14 protein-coding genes are annotated in these 17,912 nt (G+C 57.2%); 11 read left to right on the plus strand and 3 right to left on the minus strand.

What is annotated here, in order from left to right; all coding sequences use genetic code 11:
• Positions 1-80: 80 nt before the first annotated feature.
• The 9 genes from PhaeoP97_RS14270 to PhaeoP97_RS14310 all read left to right on the plus strand — a co-directional run bounded on the left by PhaeoP97_RS14270 (position 81) and on the right by PhaeoP97_RS14310 (position 9,290).
• The gene (locus tag PhaeoP97_RS14270; protein ID WP_072505627.1) at positions 81-767 is read left to right on the plus strand and encodes a haloacid dehalogenase type II; all 687 of its coding nucleotides are present in this window, start codon (positions 81-83) and stop codon (positions 765-767) included.
• A 6-nt stretch (positions 768-773) separates the two neighbouring features.
• Positions 774-1,655: an alpha/beta fold hydrolase gene (locus PhaeoP97_RS14275; protein WP_072505628.1), complete on the plus strand. Its 882-nt coding sequence runs from the start codon at positions 774-776 to the stop codon at positions 1,653-1,655.
• Positions 1,652-2,626 carry a threonine ammonia-lyase gene (locus PhaeoP97_RS14280; protein ID WP_072505629.1) on the plus strand — a complete coding sequence of 325 codons (975 nt, stop codon included), beginning with the start codon at positions 1,652-1,654 and terminating at the stop codon, positions 2,624-2,626. Before PhaeoP97_RS14275 ends, PhaeoP97_RS14280 begins: the two co-directional genes overlap by 4 nt.
• 30 nt (positions 2,627-2,656) lie before the next feature.
• Complete coding sequence (locus tag PhaeoP97_RS14285; protein WP_072505630.1) at positions 2,657-3,859, plus strand: endonuclease/exonuclease/phosphatase family protein; 1,203 nt, start codon at positions 2,657-2,659, stop codon at positions 3,857-3,859.
• A 101-nt stretch (positions 3,860-3,960) separates the two neighbouring features.
• Complete coding sequence (gene pcaD, locus PhaeoP97_RS14290) at positions 3,961-4,752, plus strand: 3-oxoadipate enol-lactonase (RefSeq protein WP_072505631.1); 792 nt, start codon at positions 3,961-3,963, stop codon at positions 4,750-4,752.
• On the plus strand, positions 4,745-5,467 hold the full coding sequence (locus tag PhaeoP97_RS14295; RefSeq protein ID WP_072505632.1) for an alpha/beta fold hydrolase: 723 nt from the start codon (positions 4,745-4,747) through the stop codon (positions 5,465-5,467). The genes pcaD and PhaeoP97_RS14295 overlap by 8 nt, the downstream gene beginning before the upstream one ends.
• Complete coding sequence (locus PhaeoP97_RS14300; protein WP_072505633.1) at positions 5,467-6,816, plus strand: lyase family protein; 1,350 nt, start codon at positions 5,467-5,469, stop codon at positions 6,814-6,816. Before PhaeoP97_RS14295 ends, PhaeoP97_RS14300 begins: the two co-directional genes overlap by 1 nt.
• A 121-nt stretch (positions 6,817-6,937) precedes the next feature.
• Complete coding sequence (locus PhaeoP97_RS14305) at positions 6,938-8,029, plus strand: Zn-dependent alcohol dehydrogenase (RefSeq protein ID WP_072505634.1); 1,092 nt, start codon at positions 6,938-6,940, stop codon at positions 8,027-8,029.
• A gap of 28 nt (positions 8,030-8,057) precedes the next feature.
• On the plus strand, positions 8,058-9,290 hold the full coding sequence (locus PhaeoP97_RS14310; protein WP_072505635.1) for a mandelate racemase/muconate lactonizing enzyme family protein: 1,233 nt from the start codon (positions 8,058-8,060) through the stop codon (positions 9,288-9,290).
• Positions 9,291-9,476: 186 nt separating this feature from the next.
• Here the strand turns inward: PhaeoP97_RS14310 and PhaeoP97_RS14315 are convergent, their stop codons facing one another.
• Positions 9,477-12,434 (minus strand): cyclic nucleotide-binding domain-containing protein, encoded by a 2,958-nt coding sequence (locus PhaeoP97_RS14315; RefSeq protein ID WP_072505636.1) that lies wholly within the window; start codon positions 12,432-12,434, stop codon positions 9,477-9,479.
• A gap of 229 nt (positions 12,435-12,663) precedes the next feature.
• Here PhaeoP97_RS14315 and PhaeoP97_RS14320 point away from each other — a divergent pair, with 229 nt between their 5' ends.
• Complete coding sequence (locus PhaeoP97_RS14320) at positions 12,664-13,101, plus strand: DUF3307 domain-containing protein (RefSeq protein WP_420848987.1); 438 nt, start codon at positions 12,664-12,666, stop codon at positions 13,099-13,101.
• Positions 13,102-13,120: 19 nt separating this feature from the next.
• On the opposite strand, the gene PhaeoP97_RS14325 is transcribed toward PhaeoP97_RS14320, so the two are convergent.
• Positions 13,121-13,588 (minus strand): Lrp/AsnC family transcriptional regulator, encoded by a 468-nt coding sequence (locus PhaeoP97_RS14325; protein WP_072505637.1) that lies wholly within the window; start codon positions 13,586-13,588, stop codon positions 13,121-13,123.
• 141 nt (positions 13,589-13,729) lie between these two features.
• Here PhaeoP97_RS14325 and PhaeoP97_RS14330 point away from each other — a divergent pair, with 141 nt between their 5' ends.
• Positions 13,730-17,152, plus strand: a complete 3,423-nt coding sequence (locus tag PhaeoP97_RS14330) for an indolepyruvate ferredoxin oxidoreductase family protein (protein ID WP_072505638.1) — start codon at positions 13,730-13,732, stop codon at positions 17,150-17,152.
• Between the two features lie 18 nt (positions 17,153-17,170).
• Here PhaeoP97_RS14330 and PhaeoP97_RS14335 read toward each other — a convergent pair whose 3' ends face one another.
• Positions 17,171-17,836, minus strand: a complete 666-nt coding sequence (locus PhaeoP97_RS14335) for a TetR/AcrR family transcriptional regulator (protein WP_072506501.1) — start codon at positions 17,834-17,836, stop codon at positions 17,171-17,173.
• Positions 17,837-17,912 lie beyond the last annotated feature (76 nt).

The raw sequence follows: 17,912 nt of genomic DNA on the forward strand, positions 1-17,912 counted from the left end.
GGCAATCGGATTGTGGCTGGAATTGACGCCTGCTTTGCGCCTAGGCTGAAACAACCACAGCACACCGGACGGGAGAGCCCATGGCAATCAGCACCTGTATCTTCGACGCGTACGGCACTTTGTTCGACGTCACTGCCGCAGCCCGCCAAGCCGCGCGCGAGCCGGAATTCCCGCATCTGGTGGACAATTGGGCCGAACTGGCAAATCACTGGCGGTTGAAGCAGCTGCAATACACTTGGCTGCGTGCCATAACCAAGGCCCATACAGATTTCTGGCAGGTCACCCAGGACGGGCTGGACTGGGCGATGGAGGCCACAGGCCTAAGCGGTGATCCGCAATTGCGCCAAAGATTGCTAGACCTCTACTGGCAGTTGAAAGCCTATGATGAGGTGCCAGAAATGCTGCGCGCGCTCAAAAACAATGGTCTGCAGACCGGAATCCTATCCAACGGCTCACCACAGATGCTGGACGGTGCGGTGCAATCCGCGGGACTAAGCAACTTGCTCGACGATGTGCTGTCGGTCGAAAGTGTCGGTATCTTCAAACCTGACGCGCAGGTTTACGACCTTGTCGGCAAACGTTTCGACTGCACACCCGATGAGGTGCTGTTCGTATCTTCAAACGGTTGGGATGCGGCTGGCGCGACCGGCTACGGATTTCAAACAGTCTGGGTCAACCGTAGCGGTGAACCGGTGGATCGTTTGCCATGGACACCGCATCATGTGTTGAACAACCTCAGGACAATTCCTGATCTGGTTAGCGGATAACTCCCTGTGCCCCTTTCCTCTCAACCGAATCTAGCACATTTCCGCACCTCAGACGGACTGACCCTAGCCTATGATGACACGCGCGTTGTTGGTGAAGCCTGGGAGCGGCGTGGACGTCCGCCCTTGCTCTGCCTTGCCGGATTGACGCGCGATGGCCGCGACTTTCGCTATCTGCGCCCTCACATCAAAGGTCACCGTGTGATCACACTAGACGCGCGTGGACGTGGGCAATCGCAATATGCACAGGACTATCACAGTTACAATGTCCCCCGCGAAGCGCAGGACGTGATTGAACTTCTGGATCATCTAGAGATCCCCAAGGTCACCGTGCTTGGCACCTCTCGCGGCGGATTGGTGGCAATGGTATTGGCGGCAACCGCCAAATCCCGCCTTTCCGGGGTAGTCTTAAACGACGTCGGGCCTGAGATCCCCAAGGATGGGATCAGCCGGATCATGGCCTATGTCGGCCATCGTCCGGCGACCAAAACACATGAAAAGGCAGCGCAGGTGCTTGCCCAACATATGGCCCTGGCCTTTCCAACTGTACCGCCAGGCCGGTGGCGCGAAGAAGTCGAAACTTTTTACGAACAGTCAGAAGATGGCCTTGCCTTACGCTATGATCCGCGGCTGCGTGATGCCCTATTGGCGCAGGCGAGTCACGGACCTCCGCCCGACCTCTGGCCGCTGTTCATGGCACTAGGAGAGCTGCCAAGCGGCATCATTCGGGGTGCCAATTCAGACATTCTCAGTCACGAAACATTTCAGGAAATGCGCCGCCGCCTGCCTGCGTTACTTGCCATCGAAGTTCCAAATCGTGGTCACGTTCCCTTCCTGGATGAGCCGCAATCCCTTGCTCTTGTTCACCGTATTCTGGAGTTGTCTACATGACGTCATTTCACGCCATCAAGGCCGCTGCCGACCGGTTGAAGGGTCACTCCCGCCTGACCCCTTTGCTGTCATCGCCATTTCTGGATGAGATCGCGGGCCGTCAGGTATTGGTCAAGGCTGAATGCCTGCAACACACCGGATCATTTAAATTCCGGGGCGGCTGGTCCGCGCTTTCAGCGCTGCCTGCTGAACAGCGAACACGTGGTGTATTGGCTTACTCCAGTGGCAATCACGCACAGGGCGTGGCGGCGGCGGCAGCAGCGCATGACACACCCGTGGTGATCCTGATGCCCGAGGACGCGCCTGCCATCAAGATCGCCAATACCCGTGCACTCGGCGCTGAGGTCGTGTTGTTCAACCGCGCGACCGACAATCGCGATGCCATCGGCGCTGAGCTGGCCGAGGGGCGTGGGCTTACATTGATCAAACCCTATGACGAGGCCGAGGTTATCGCGGGCCAAGGCACCGTTGGTTTGGAAATCGCATTCCAAGCCAAAGACTTGGGCGTGACAGAGGCCGATGTCCTGGTTTGTTGCGGCGGCGGTGGTCTGACTGCAGGGATTGCCTTGGCGCTGGAACAGGACGCGCCCCAGATGTGTGTTCACCCTTGCGAGCCTGAACACTTTGATGATGTCACACGTTCACTTGCGTCTGGCAAAATTTGCCACAACATCAGCACTGCAGGGTCGATCTGTGACGCAATCCTGACACCCGCGCCGGGTGAGATAACATTTCCGATCCTATCGCGCCTCTGCGGGCCCGGCATTGTCGTGACTGAAAACGAGGCCCTGCATGCCATGGCACTGGCATTCCTGCGGCTGAGAATCGTACTGGAGCCCGGCGGCGCGGTTGCGCTTGCGGCAGCGCTGTTTCATGCGGATCAACTAGATGGCCCGACATCCATAGCAGTGGCGACCGGTGGCAATGTTGACGCGACGGTCTTTACCGAAGCCCTGCGCCGCTTCGGTTAGAGAGCGGAATGTAGCCAAGGAACTATTCCCATGACAGACTTCACGATTGCATCCTTCAATGTGAAAAACCTGATTGGACCGGATCAGGAGTATTACAAGTTTCAGAACTATACGCCCGAGGAATACGCCTGGAAATCGGACTGGATGGCTGACCAGATGCTGACGCTGGACGCCGATGTTGTTGGGTTCCAGGAAATCTTTGACGAGGTCCCTCTGCGCGAGATCATCGCTGAAACCGACCGGCGCGGTATGGAGGCCAACGCAGCCAGCCTGCCAGACGTATCTAAGCGCTACCATCGCAAGGCAATTTTCCGCAAACTGGCCTATACGCCTTATACAGGCGCGGAGCTGGTCTTTGCTCCAAATGTGAACGACAGCGACATGCCCGGCAAACGGCGGCCCGGTCTTGCCATCCTGTCACGCTATGGGTTTGCAGAACCCGTTGAGGTTATTCAGGATCTAGCGCAACCCGTTGATATCCCGATGGCATGTCTGGGCGGTGATGACGACGCTGGTTACTATACGCTGCGCCGCCTGTCCCGGCCTATTATGAAGGCGCGTATTCCAGTGGGTGACCAGCTCATAACTGTCTTTAACTGCCATCTTAAGTCCAAGCTCGGTGAATTCATAACCCCACAGGGGGCGCCTTATGCACCAGAATCGGTGCTGACTGCCTATGATGCAAGCGGGCGCGCCTTGGGTGCATTGCGGGCCGCCCTTCGTCGCATGGCCGAGGCCTGGGTGTTGCGGCGCGCCGTTTTGGACGAACTGGAGCAAGGTCGGCCCGTCATGGTCCTGGGAGATTTCAACGATGGTGAACATGCTGTCAGTTCAGAGATCATCAGTGGCGAAACTCCGTTTCGAAATTATGCGTGGATGTTGCGTCACGACGCCAGCCACTCGGGTGATCGCTATTCAGCAAAGGAAGACGCCCAGATCCGCGACACGATCGACAGGCTACGTTTGCGCGCCGCCGAGAAGATGTTCCTCAAGAAATCTCTGAGAGATGTGGTCTACACGACCGCCTTTGGCGGCGTGCACGAGAGCATCGACCAAATCTATATGTCGCGCCATTTCGACCCTGACTGGAGCGGCTCCATTGGTGAAATGCAGTACTTCAGTGTGTTCAATGACCATTTGACTGACGGTAGCCATCCCGAGGCGCCCTATAACAAACTGGCCTCTGACCACGGTCAGATCATGGCCCATATGCATCTCTATGGCGGAAAATAGAGCCTGAATTTAGACAAAACCCGACCGAGTAGCCAGACTTTACCTCGTCTGATCGGCACCGTAATACTGCGCCCTGATCCAGACGTCATTGGGGAACCGCTATGCCACTTGCTGATCTGGGCGATGTCCAGCTGAACTATCAATTGGATGGAGATCCCACCGGGCGTCCACTGGTCTTTGCCAATTCTCTTGGTACTGATTTGCACCTCTGGGGCGCGGTGCTGGACCGGCTCCCCGGCGGCTTGCGGATAATTCGCTACGATTTGCGCGGGCACGGCCAGTCTTCGGCTCCGTCAGCGCCCTATACGATGGGCGCACTTATTCGCGATGCAGAGCGCCTGTTGGATCTGTTAGAAGTACGCGACTGCATCTTTGTCGGCCTGTCGATTGGCGGTATGATCGCACAAGGTCTTGCGGTTAAGCGATTGGACCTGATGCGCGGGCTGGTGCTGTCCAACACCGCAGCCAAGATCGGTACGGCTGCGAACTGGCGGCAGCGGATCGAGGCGATCCGACGGGATGGGCTAGAATCTGTCGCCGATAGCATCATGGAGCGCTGGTTCGCCCCTACATTTCGAAAATCACCGCAAATGCTTCAATGGCGCGATGGCTTGCTGCGCCAATCCATCGAAGGCTACATCGGCTGCTGCACCGCCATTGCCGGTACTGATTTTTACACACCGACAAGCGGTTTGCGCCTGCCGACGTTGGGGATTGCCGGATCCGACGACGGCGCAACCCCCGCCGATCTGGTCCGTGAAACCGTCGATCTGATCCCCGGCTCTAAATTCGAGGTGATCCGCCGCGCGGGACATCTGCCTTGCGTAGAACAACCCGATGCATTTGCGGACCAGCTGATCACATTTCTCAAAGAGGTCGGGCATATTGACTGACCTGTTGCTTGTCCACGGCTCGTGCCACGGGGCCTGGTGTTGGCGCGACTTGCTCCCTGAGCTATCAGTGCATGGTATTCGCGCGCGTACCATTGATCTGCCGGGTCATGATCAAACCCCCGGTGCCCCGCTGCGCGATCCTGCAACTATTACCCTGGCCGAAACAGCGGAGGCCATTGCTGAGGCAAGCAGACCGGAGACCATCGTCCTGGGCCATTCATGGGCAGGATATCCGATTACGGCGGCAGCCGATCTGGGGAAACAACTCCGCGGATTGATCTATCTTTGCGCCTATGTACCCAAGCCGGGTTTATCGATGATTGACATGCGCAAGGCAGGTCCGCGTCAAACTCTGACCGGCAGAACAGTCACATGCGCGAAGGGAGCAAGCTATCATTTCACCACCGACGCCGCGACTGACCTGCTCTATCCGGACTGCAAGGCAGAGACGGTCGATTATGCCCTAACGCGCCTTACAGCACAGCCCATCGGTCCACAGGACACCCCGCTGACACCCGGTACCGTGTGGCAAGAAACCCCCAAAGCCTATATCCGCAGCACCGAAGACCGTGTGATCCCACCGGAGTACCAAGCGCAGATGGTGGCCGGTTGGCCCAGAGATAGGGTATTGGATCTGCAAACCTCGCATTCGCCGTTCTTTGCCGCTCCGCAGCGGCTTGCAGGCATGATCGCAACCCTAACGAAAGATCTCTGATGGCCGCTTCTATCTTTGACAGTCAGCTCTACGCCACTCTGTTCCCCGCAGGCGACGTCGCCCGGCTGTTTTCTGACAGCGCTGAAATACGCGCCATGTTGCTGGTCGAAGGTGCGCTGGCCAAGGCGCAGGGGGCCATGGGTCTGATCCCAGAGGACAGCGCCGCCGCCATTGGGCGCGCCGTGATGGAAGTGGCTCTTGATCCCGGTGCGTTGACCCGCCAGACCGGCCAGAACGGCGTGCCAGTGCCCGGCCTTGTCGCGGCGCTTCGGCATGAAATGAACGCCCCTGAACATGCGCAATATGTCCATTGGGGCGCGACCTCGCAGGATATCATGGATAGCGCATTGATGCTGCGGTTGCGTCAGGTCCTGGGGCTGATTGAGGCAGATCTAGCAGCACTACTGGCCCAGCTTGCCACTCTTGCTGAATGTCACGCGAGCCTGCCTATGGCCGCCCGCACCTACGGGCAGTTTGCCACTCCAACAAGTTTTGGTGCGGTCGTGGCAGCCTGGGGACGGCCGGTCCTTTCACTTCTGGAGGAGTTGCCTCAGCTGCGTCAAACCTGTTTACTTGTCTCCCTCTCGGGTGCTGCGGGGACCGCCAATGCACTGGGGCAGAAAGCGTCCGCATTGCGAACCAAACTTGCCGAGGACCTGTCGCTGGTCGATCCCAGATACAGTTGGCATACAGACCGCACGCCTGTTCTACGCTTGGCAGATTGGTTCACCCGTGTGACTCTCGCGCTTGGCAAGCTGGGAACGGATTGTCAGGCCCTGCGGCAGACTGGAATTGAGGAAATCACCGCCACAGGCGCGGGGGCCTCCTCAACCATGCCGCAGAAACAAAACCCCGTCGCTGCGTCAGCGTTGATAGCACTGTCAACGCAGGCAGCCGCACAGTTGTCCGCGCTGCACGCCTCTGCCAGCCACCAACATCAGCGTGATGGCGCGCGCTGGTTCGGCGAATGGCTCAGCCTGCCGCAAATCGTATTCTGCGCAGCAGGTGCGTCCTCGATTGGCCGTGATCTAACCAAAGATCTGGCGCCGGATATGGACCGGATGGCTCTGGGTCTGACCGCTGCCAACGGCGTTTTGCATGCGGAAGCGTTGAGCTTTGCATTAGCACGAACAATGCGGCGCGCCGAGGCACAGTCAGCGGTCAAGGATCTCTGCAATGCCGCATCGGCCCAGGGGAAGACCCTGGATGTCTTGGCCGTTCAGACCTATCCAGATATGAATTTGACGGCTGTTTTCGACCCTACCCAACAATTGGGAGCGGCCCCGAGTGACGCACGTCAATTTGCCTCTGACGTTGCCGTCTATCAAGCCGCACACCCCAAACCCTGATCTGTTAGTTCACTCAGGCGCGCAGCAATACGATCAAATTGCGACGCAACGTTGGCGGTTTCAGACTTGCGGGCTCTCCCTGCCCGGTCCACCGTGTCCATAAACAGGGAGAATGAACCGGATGCCAACCATCAAAGCCGCCGTGTGCCACGCGTTTGGTGCCCCCCTGGTGATCGAGGATGTTATCCTCGCGCCTCCGCGCAGCGGAGAGGTCGAGGTTACGCTCGACGCTGTCGCCATCTGTCATAGCGATATCTCATATGCCGAAGGCGCCTGGGGTGGCTTTCTTCCCGCAGTATACGGCCATGAGGCAGCAGGTGTGATCAGCGCTGTCGGGGATGGCGTTCGGGGCTTTGCCCAAGGGGAGAGCGTGGTCGTAACTCTGATCCGGTCCTGCGGCAGTTGCCCTCGCTGTGCTGGCGGTACACCCACCCTATGCGAGACCCCCTACGATGCTATCAATGGCCCGCTGACCACCGCTGACGGCGCCCCGCTGATGCAGGCAATGGCCTGTGGCGCTTTTGCCGAACGGGTGGTTGTCGACCAGCGCCAGATCGTGAAAATTCCCGCTGAGATTGGCAAAGATGTCGCCGCTCTGATCTCTTGCGGTGTGATTACCGGCGTAGGGGCTGCGGTCAACGCCGCGCAGCTGCGCGCAGGACAGGATGTCGTGGTCATCGGCGCAGGCGGTGTCGGGCTAAATGCTATCCAAGGTGCCCGCATTGCAGGCGCACGCCGGATCGTTGCCGTAGACATGAGCGCCGAGAAGCTGGAGATCGCCAAAGAGTTCGGTGCGACCCATGGAGTTCTAGGCAACCTCGATGCTCCGTGGAAAGCGTCGTACAAGGCGCTTGGCGGCAAGGGGGCCGATGTGGTGTTAGTGACCGTCGGCGCGATTCCGGCCTATGAACAGGCCACACGCTATATAGGAACCGGCGGCCGCATGGTCATGATCGGCATGCCGCATTCCGGGGCAAAGGCGACCTATGAACCCGTGATAATGGCGGCCATAGGTCAAGGCATGATTGGCTCAAAAATGGGTGATGTAGTAATCCAGCGCGACATCCCTTGGATGGTGGATCTCTACCAACAAGGTCGGCTGAAGCTGGATGAATTGATTTCGGGCCGTTGGACCCTGGACGAAATCAACGCCGCCATTGCTGATACCAAGACCGGCTCGGCCAGGCGCAATGTGATCCTTTTTGATCGGTAGACCTTAGACCAGATATGAAAGACCTGACATGAAACTGCAAGACCTCGACATCATTGTCACGGCCCCACCGGCGCCCGGATGGGGTGGGCGTTATTGGATCCTGGTCAAGCTGACCACAGACACTGGCATCATCGGTTGGGGTGAATGCTATGCAGCGTCGATCGGTCCTGAGGCGATGACCCATGTGATCCGCGACGTGTTTGAGCGGCACATGCAAGGAGTATCCCCTGAGAACATCGAATTGATGTTCCGCCGCGCCTATTCTTCGGGCTTTACACAGCGTCCTGATTTGACGGTGATGGGTGCGTTCTCCGGGCTTGAGATTGCCTGCTGGGATATCCTCGGAAAAGACCGTGATCGTCCTGTTCACGCTATGCTTGGCGGGCGCATGAACGAGCGGCTGCGAGCCTATACCTATCTCTACCCGCAACCGCATCATGATATCGACGCGTTCTGGAACTCTCCCGACCTTGCGGCGGAGTCGGCAGTCGCGGCTGTAGAAAACGGCTATACGGCCGTCAAGTTTGACCCTGCAGGTCCCTATACGATGCGCGGCGGGCACATGCCTGCGCAATCCGACATCACGCAATCCGTTGCCTTTTGCCAAACCATTCGCGGGGCCATCGGAGATCGAGCGGATCTGCTGTTTGGCACCCATGGGCAGTTCACGCCGGCAGGCGCTATCCGGCTTGGCCAGGCACTTGAACCCTATCAACCTTTGTGGTTCGAAGAGCCAACACCACCTGATCTAATAGAAGACATGGCGCGTGTCGCAAAGCAGGTACGCATTCCTGTGGCGACAGGTGAACGTCTGACGACCAAGACAGAATTCGCCGCCGTGTTGCGCGCCGGAGCCGCCGAAATTCTGCAACCCGCCCTTGGGCGATCCGGTGGCATCTGGGAGACCAAGAAGATCGCCGCAATCGCCGAGGTCTTTGGCGCTCAGATGGCCCCACATCTCTATGCCGGGCCCGTGGAATGGGCGGCCAACATCCAATTGGCGGCATCAATTCCCAATCTGCTGATGATTGAGACTATCGAAACCCCCTTCCACATGGCGCTGATCAAACAGACCATTAGGGTCGAAAATGGCTATGTCATCCCGTCAGATGCCCCTGGTTTGGGGATCGATGTCGACGAAGACTTGGCGCGCGCGCACCCGTTTTCCGGGTCCGATCTTCATCTCAACATGCAAGACGCGCCTTGCAACTATGCTGAGGGAAACAGCTTTGTAGGGGGTGCCCCGCCGCTCAGCGAGTAGCTTACGCGCCCGCAGGGGCCTGCGGCAATCTTGGGCCAGGCAGCGCATCTGGCCCAACGGGAAGGGGCATTGTAAGGATTTTCCGACCGACCAACGGTGGAACGGGACTGCAATGCCTTTTTGCCAGCCCGCACATCCACTGACTGTCTGCTGCTGCGCAACCGCCGACGCAGAACCATGTCTCCATCAACTCGACACGTAGCCCGCCACGACCTGCAACAGTTTGAACGCGGTGGCGGCGTCGTTTTCCACAACGGCAAGAAACTCCTCTTCACCGATCCGCAGACAGGTCAGATCATTTTCTGCAATCATACTGAGCGCCCGGGGTTCCTTGCGGATCAGACCAAGCTCGCCGACCAATCGCCCCGGTCCAACCTTGACCACCAACTGATTGTTGCCCTCTTCCTTTGGCAGATAAAGGCCCGCTTCTCCTTCTAGAAGCATATAGGCACCATCGCTGGCCTCATCGTCTTTCAGGAACACGGTGTCGCCAGCCTTGGCCGTGTACCAACGTGCCCCAAACGCCAATAGCCGCAGCTGGCGTCGATTAAGCCCGCTAAATAACTCTGTCTGCTCTAGTGCTCTCAACTTCCGTGCGAGATCGGCGCTGCCGGCGCCATCACTTACGGCATCCGCAGCAGGCTCGTCGCTGACCAAGCGTCCCTGGCGCAGCTCGTAATAACGATCAAAGACCTCGGGGCTTTCAAAACTGCTGCCGAGATAAATCAACGTTGTATTTGGCAACATCTCTCGCAGGTTCTTATGGATCGCAATTCGCGTATCGAGATCGTAGCTGGACATGGCCGCATCCAAGATCAAAATGTCAGGACGCTTGATTGAAGCACGGGAAAACGCCAGCGGTTCGGCAAAGCTGGCCGCAAGACCCTGACCGCCCAGCGCAATGGGCAAGTCAAAAATAAGTTCGACCACGAGGTCCCGCACACCACTATCGGCCAGAACCTCTGACACCAGTTTTTGCACCTCGTCTGCACGCCCACCCGCCGTATCAGAGATTTTTCCGAACAGCGCATTTTCCAGAACAGTCAATCCCGGTGCGAATGTCGATTGATCTATGGGTTCGAAGATATCGTCCAAAGTTGCCATGAGTTGGGTTGAATGGCTTTTTCGGAACGCCAAAATTCGCGTCTCGATCTCGTCACTGAAGGCAGCGCCGATTTGCTCGGCTGAGATGCTGAAGGGCACAATCAACAGACTGGCCAATTCTTCATGGCTCAACCCGGTTGCGCCATGCTCACGCGCCTTGTCCACCAACGCAAGTGCGCTTTCATAGGCTGAAACCTCGAGTCCCAGTTTACGGAACAAGGGATGATCAGTGCCATCAATACCAAAGATCTGGCGCAGCATCTCCACGACATCACGGCTTAGCGCCACAAGATCATTGTCCAATTCGAGATCGCGCAGCTGATCCAGGAAATCGTCCTGACCTTGAAGCACGTCTTCGGTAATGCGGCTCTGTGTGGTCGCATAGAGCAAGTTTTCAGCCACCGGCAAAGCCGGGTTATAGCGGTCCGGAGCCAGGAAATGGACATAGGTATCCAACCCCGCATTGGCGATCGCCTCCTGCACTTTAGGGCGCAGATCAACCAATCGTTTGCCAAGTTCCTGATGACTGTCCGCGTCAAATCGCTGTTCCACCCCGCGACGGAACAATGCAGTATCCGAACCGATACCAGCCACCAGCCGCAGCCACCAATCACGTAGCTCTGCTTCACTGGAGAACCCTGCCAATGCCGGATCCAGCCATGAGGCGTCCAATGGGTCGGGGCTGTTTCCCGCCCTCTGGGCCACGTTATAGCGGCCTAAATCTTGAGTCTTTCCTAGCGGGCGATGCCGGATCGGCATCATTACGTTGTCGCCAAAGGAGCCTTGAAACAAGACAGGTCGCGATGTGGCATGGCCGATCCGTGCTGCAATGACCGCCTGATGGATCTGGCGCATATCTTCGCCCCCGATGCAGACCTGTCCGGTCGTGGGCAACAATTCTCGTGTCAGCAAGGCGGCAAGCGCGCGCCGGTCTTCTTCCGACGGGGCAGCAACGCCGATCACCTTACCCGCAGGGAACTGCGCATTAAGGTCTTCAAGAACAAGATTGCCGTCCGCGTCCCGGACATTCACGCCCTCTACAGAGATCTCTCCATTCAACCGCGCCAATTCCTCAGGTGCGCCCGTCATCAGTGTTTCATCGACCATACCCGGTGGGTCAAACCGTTCCAGGATTACGTCCCAACGCAGCGCCATATCCTGAGTCTGATTGTAGTAGGCCAGCAATTCCTTCCACGGAGAGGCCAAATCCTTATAGGCGGCAAGCGCCGCAACCAAAGCCCCAAGCGAGACCTTGCCCTCCAGCACCAGATATCCGCCCACCGCGTAGAACAGGAACGGGGTCAGTTGGGTGATGAAGTTGTTCAGAAACTTCATGAAGAATTTCTTCTGATAGATCTCAAACCGAATGTCATATAGCCAGCCAAGCCGGTTCGTGATCATGGCCATCCGGTAGCGCCAACCGCCATTGAGGCGCAGGGTTGATGCCCCTGCCGCGCTTTCGCCGATTTCAGAGGCGAGTGCCCGAATCTGACGAATACGCTTTTTGTTCAGCAAGTTGATTTGTCGCTGCAACATGGGAATCAGCCACCCCTGTAGCGGGATCAGCGCCACGGCGGCCAGGCCAAACCAAAGGTTCTGCATAAACAGAAAATAGAGGATCGTCAGCATCTGCCCGGCCTGTAACACCGGCTGGCTGACCGCATCTCCCATGAGCCCCCCCATCGGTTCACTTTCGGAGGTGATCATCGAAACCAACTCGCCCTGGCTTACCCGCTCGAAATACGGCTGCGGAAAACGCAGGACACGTGCGATCAGGCGATACCGAAACCGCCGCAACATCCGTTCGGCGAGAATACCCTTCATGGTGTTGATGCGCATCTTTAAGAGGCCATGCGCCAGCACCGCCAGAAGAAAGCCTCCACAAAGCAACCACAGATAGTGCAACTGGTTCAGCTCATAGCCGAACAGCTCAATCATGGAGGTCTGCGCGCCAATCGCATCATTGATGATCCGCTTAGGCAGTTCCAGCGTGAGATAGAGCAATGGAAACAAGCAGGCGGTAACAACCAGAAGAACCAGTTGGTCACGTTTGGAATATTTCCAAATAAACCGGAAAAGCGTGCGTTCTATGGGACGGCTCCGACATGGCTGACAACACGGAAACAGATCTTGATATGCCTAGCCCGGATTGCACGCTACAGGCAATGGCAAGACATACACCGACGCCCTACGTGACATCACAATCAGAGGTAAACTGACGGGGCGTCGTATGCATTCTGGTGACAGGGCATTTGCCAGCCCGGGAAAAATGCGTAAGGTTTTAGGGCCTGCGATACAATACGAGGTCAAACCTTTGTCAGAACACGTCGGATCTCTCTTGGGATTGCTCTGCCTGTTTCAGATCAAGCACATGTTTGCTGACTTTTACCTGCAAACGCCCAAGATGCTATCGGGGCGTGGGCAGTATCTACATGCTGGGCGCGCCCAGCATGCAGGCGTGCATGTGCTGGGATCAATCATCGCTTTTGTGATCATTGGCGCGCCAGTAGGATTTGTTCTGTTGATTTGCGTGTTAGAATGGATCGCACATTTTAACATCGACTATTGTAAGGCTTGCTATTCCGAACGCAAATCGCTCGCGCCCAATATGGCTGACTTCTGGCGCGCCATGGGAACCGATCAGGCATTGCACCAGCTGACCTATCTGGCCATGACTGCAGCCTGGGTGCATTTTGCACACGGATAATCTCGTTTGAGGTTGTGTCCTAAGGAACAACAGGTTCGTCCCGCTTGATGGTGCGCAGAACCACATTGGTCTGCGCACTGGCAACTGCTGTCAGACGAAAAAGAAAGTCCTCCAGGAACCTGTTATAAGCGTCAAGATCTGGTGCCAGAACACGTAGATGGTAATCCGACTGCCCGGTGGTGGCATAGCATTCCTGCACCAGACGGTTGGTCTCAACCGCGCGAATAAAATCAGCCAGCTTGTCACGATCATGCCGAGTCAAATGAACATGCACGATAGCATGAAACCCCAATCCCATCGCCGCTGCATTCACCACAGCACCGTAGCGCTCAATAATGCCTTCGTCCTCAAACGCGCGCACGCGGCGCCATAGGGCAGAGGCGGACATTCCGACAGCCTCGGCCAAATCCGCATTCGACATGCGCGCGTCTTGTTGCAGCAGTGTCAGGATGCGGCGGTCGCGATCATCAAGCTTCAACTCAGTCATGAATTAATTCTCCAGTATTTTGGCACATTCTGACGCTTTCATCCATAAAATCTGAATATACCAATACATCTGGCACATCACACCAAATTTAAAGGATTACCCTTTCTCCAAACAGCAGTGCGATTGCAAGGGATTTTCTCCATGACCCAGCTCAGCCATAAATTTCAAAGCTACCAACTGGATGACCGCTACGAGTTGACCAAAGGTCGTGTTTTTCTGACCGGCACCCAGGCCCTTGCACGGGTAATGTTGGATCAGGCGCGACGTGATCAGAACGCGGGACTGAACACGGCGGGCTTTGTCTCCGGCTACCGTGGCTCCCCTCTGGGCGGCGTGGATCTGGAATTCTGGCGCAGCCGCAAGCGGATGGACGCGCATAAGATCACCTTTATGCCCGCCGTGAACGAGGATCTAGGCGCCACCGCAGTCCTGGGCGCGCAGCAGGCGATCCTAGACCCACACTGCAAAGTCGAAGGTGTCTTTTCCATGTGGTACGGCAAGGGGCCGGGTGTTGACCGTTCGGGTGATGCGCTGAAACATGGCAACGCCTACGGATCCTCCGCAAAGGGCGGGGTTCTGGTTGTCGCGGGTGATGATCATGGCTGTGTGAGTTCGTCCATGCCGCACCAGTCTGATGTCGCCTTTATGTCCTGGTTCATGCCGGTGCTGAACCCTGCTGATGTGTCCGAGTTCCTGGAATTCGGCGAGTATGGTTTTGCTTTGTCGCGCTACTCCGGCACGTGGGTCGGGTTCAAGGCTGTGTCCGAAACCGTCGAAAGTGCACGCTCGGTTGAATTGCAACCCGATCGCAGTTTCACCTATCCCAACCTTCCAGGTTACCCCGGTGGGCTGCACATCCGACGGTCTGACCTGCCCTCGCCTGAGATTGAAACCCGCATTCACGCCAAGCTGCGTGCTGTGCGTGCCTTTGCCGAAGCCAACCCGATTGACACCCGCATCTATGACCTACCGCGGGCCAAATTTGGCTTTGTCACCACTGGCAAAGGCCATCTTGACCTAATGGAGGCGCTTCGGCTTCTAGGATTGGATGCCGATACCTGTAAGCGTCTTGGCATCGACATCTACAAGGTTGGTATGGTCTGGCCTCTTGCCCGTACCGAAGCGCTGCGTTTCATGAAGGGCAAGCAGGAGGTGATGGTTGTTGAAGAGAAACGCGGCATCATCGAGAGTCAGTTCAAAGAGTATTTTTACGACTGGCCCGGCGACAAACCAGAACGAATGGTGGGTAAGCACGACAGCAAAGGCAATCCACTGATCCCTTGGACGGGAGAGCTGTCGCCCCTGTTGCTGGTGCCAATTGTGGCCGAACGGCTAGACCGCTTCTTTCCGCAGGAGAACCTGCTCGACAGGGCGCGTGTGCTGACCGAACAGCCACCTAAGCTGCTGAATATACCAGGCGCCACCCGTACGCCCTATTTCTGCTCGGGCTGTCCGCACAACAGTTCAACCAAGTTGCCCGAGGGCAGTCAGGCAAACTCCGGCATTGGCTGCCACGTCATGGCCAGCTGGATGGACCGTGAGACCGCCGGTTACGCACAGATGGGAGGCGAAGGTGTGCCCTGGACCGTTGCCTCCAAATTCAACGGCGGCAAGCATGTGTTCCAGAACCTTGGCGAGGGCACATGGTATCATTCCGGCAGTCTTGCCATTCGTCAGGCGGTCGCCGTCGGCACCAATATCACCTATAAAATCCTGTATAACGACGCGGTCGCGATGACTGGCGGTCAACCGGTAGATGGCCCTGTCAGCGTCGTTGGCATCGCCCAAACCTGTCGTGCCGAAGGCGTTGATCGGATCGCGCTGGTTTCGGATGATATCGACAAATTCTCGGCCAGCGATTTTCCTGCAGGCACCAGTTTCCATGATCGCAGCGATCTTGACATGCTGCAACGCGAACTGCGCGACATACCCGGTGTCACCGTGCTGATCTATGAACAGACCTGCGCCACCGAAAAACGCCGCCGCCGCAAGCGTGGCACCATGGAAGACCCCAAGCGCTTCGCCTTCATCAACGACTTGGTCTGCGAGGGGTGTGGCGACTGCTCGGTTGAATCAAACTGTCTCAGTGTTGAACCGAAAGAGACACCATTCGGACGCAAGCGAAAAATCAACCTCTCAAGTTGCAACAAAGATTTTTCCTGTTTGAATGGCTTCTGCCCCAGCTTTGTCACCGTCGAAGGCGCCACGAGGCGCAAGAAGAAACTTGCTCAACTAGATGCGGCAGCCCTGACTGCTGATTTGCCCACGCCCGCCTTGCCCTCGTTGCAAGAACCCTTCGATCTGCTGGTCACGGGCGTCGGAGGCACCGGTGTAGTCACGGTCGGCGCGTTGATCACCATGGCCGCCCATCTAGAGGGCAAAGGCGCCAGCGTGCTTGATTTCACGGGCTTTGCGCAAAAATTTGGCACGGTTCTGGGCTACATCCGCTTGTCCAATACCCCGGCAGATCTCAATCAGGTGCGCATTGATCAACGCGGCGCTGATGCGGTGATTGGTTGTGACGTTGTGGTCAGTTCTGCACCCAAGGCTTCGGCCCATTATCGGCCCGGCACTAAGATAGTGTTGAACCGCGCTGAAATGCCCACCGGCGATCTGGTGTTGCGACGCGACGCCGACCTGAGGGTCAAGCTGCGCGAAACGTCTATCGCGGATTTAATCGGTGCGGAAAACCTATCCGGTTTCAATGCGAACGAAACCGCCGAAACCCTGCTTGGGGAGGCGGTTCTGGCCAATGTTATGATGCTGGGCTTTGCCTGGCAAAAAGGACTGGTCCCTGTCAGTATTGGCGCGCTCGATCAGGCCATCGTATTGAACGGTGTCGCCATCGACAAAAATCGACTCGCCTTTGCGATTGGCCGCGCCATGGCGCATAAACCGGACCGGCTATCTGCTCTCTACACAGAAGAGGACGCGCATACGGAAACCGTGGCAGAGTTGATCGACCGCCGCGCGACCTTCCTGACCGGATATCAGAATGTGGACTACGCCAAATCCTATACCAGCCAGCTAGAACAGCTTCGTGTGTCGCTCCCAGAGGACCGCTCTAATGATCTCATTGCTACGGCAGCGCGCGCTCTTTTCAAGCTGATGGCCTACAAAGATGAGTTCGAGGTTGCCCGCCTGCTCAGCGATGACACCTTCAAACACCAACTTGAGACAGAGTTCGATGGGGACTACCGGGTGAACTACCATCTCGCACCGCCACTCCTCAGCCGCAAGACCGACGCACGAGGTCGCCCGCGCAAGATGCAGTTTGGCGCGTGGATGCGCCCGGTATTGCGTCTGATGGCCAAGGGTCGCCGACTAAGAGGCAGCCGCTGGAACCCTTTTGGTCACCACGAAGAGGCTCGGCTGCACCGTGATCTACTGGCATGGTATCAGACCATCTTGACCGACGCGGCCAATCGCTATCATTCGGACAACCACGACGTCTGGCTGGCGGTTCTCAGCGCCCCGATGGAGATCCGCGGCTATGGTCCAGTGCGGATGGCTGCCGCAGAGAAAGCCAAGGCCCAGATGCGCGCGCGACTGGCAGGACTTTGACGCAATAATGTCGGATGATCATGGACGCCAATACTGCTTGGCGTAACTTGCAAACTCGGCCAGCTCTGCGGGGCTGGCCGCTTGACCAGTGAACACCTCCAGATAGGCATCTGTCATACTCAACCGCTGATCGTAATGTTCGTTCAGACCCGCCATGTCATACCCTAACTGCATGTAATACAGAACTTTTGCGCGGGTCAGCGCCTCGCGTTCGGCATAGTTGTAGCGCAGAAACATGGCTGTCAGAGCGTCGATTCGGCGACCATCGGACATGTCCAGAATATTCCGTACATGGCCAGATCTTCGTGCCCAGTCACGCACTGCAAAATCCAAGGCGGTGTTGAACAATTGTGGATTGGCCGTGCACCGGAAAACGTTCAGCACAGCTGCGGTAATGGTCTCTGCCGCAGCTTCTGCCTGTCCGATCATACCAGTGGTATTGGTCTGCTCCCACATAGTCAGCAACGCATCCAGCAGATCCTGCCGTGACTTGAAATACCAATAGAACGACGAGCGTGAGACACCCATTCTCTCTGCCAGCGCCAGTACTTTGACCTGCTCCACACCATCCGTGATAAGCACGTCCATCGCCACGTTCAGCCAATCGGCGCGTGTCACCTTAACATTGCCAATCAACGGTGTAGCATCGGGATTGTCGCGATGCAGGATGGGTTTGTCTGACATACTGTGCCTCTGGGCTGCGAGATCGAAGAAGCGCCCAAAGCGCCGCATCTGTCTCGCTAACCTGCCGGTGTTTGAA

Source organism: Phaeobacter porticola (genome assembly GCF_001888185.1).
Taxonomy (GTDB): Bacteria; Pseudomonadota; Alphaproteobacteria; order Rhodobacterales; family Rhodobacteraceae; genus Phaeobacter; species Phaeobacter porticola.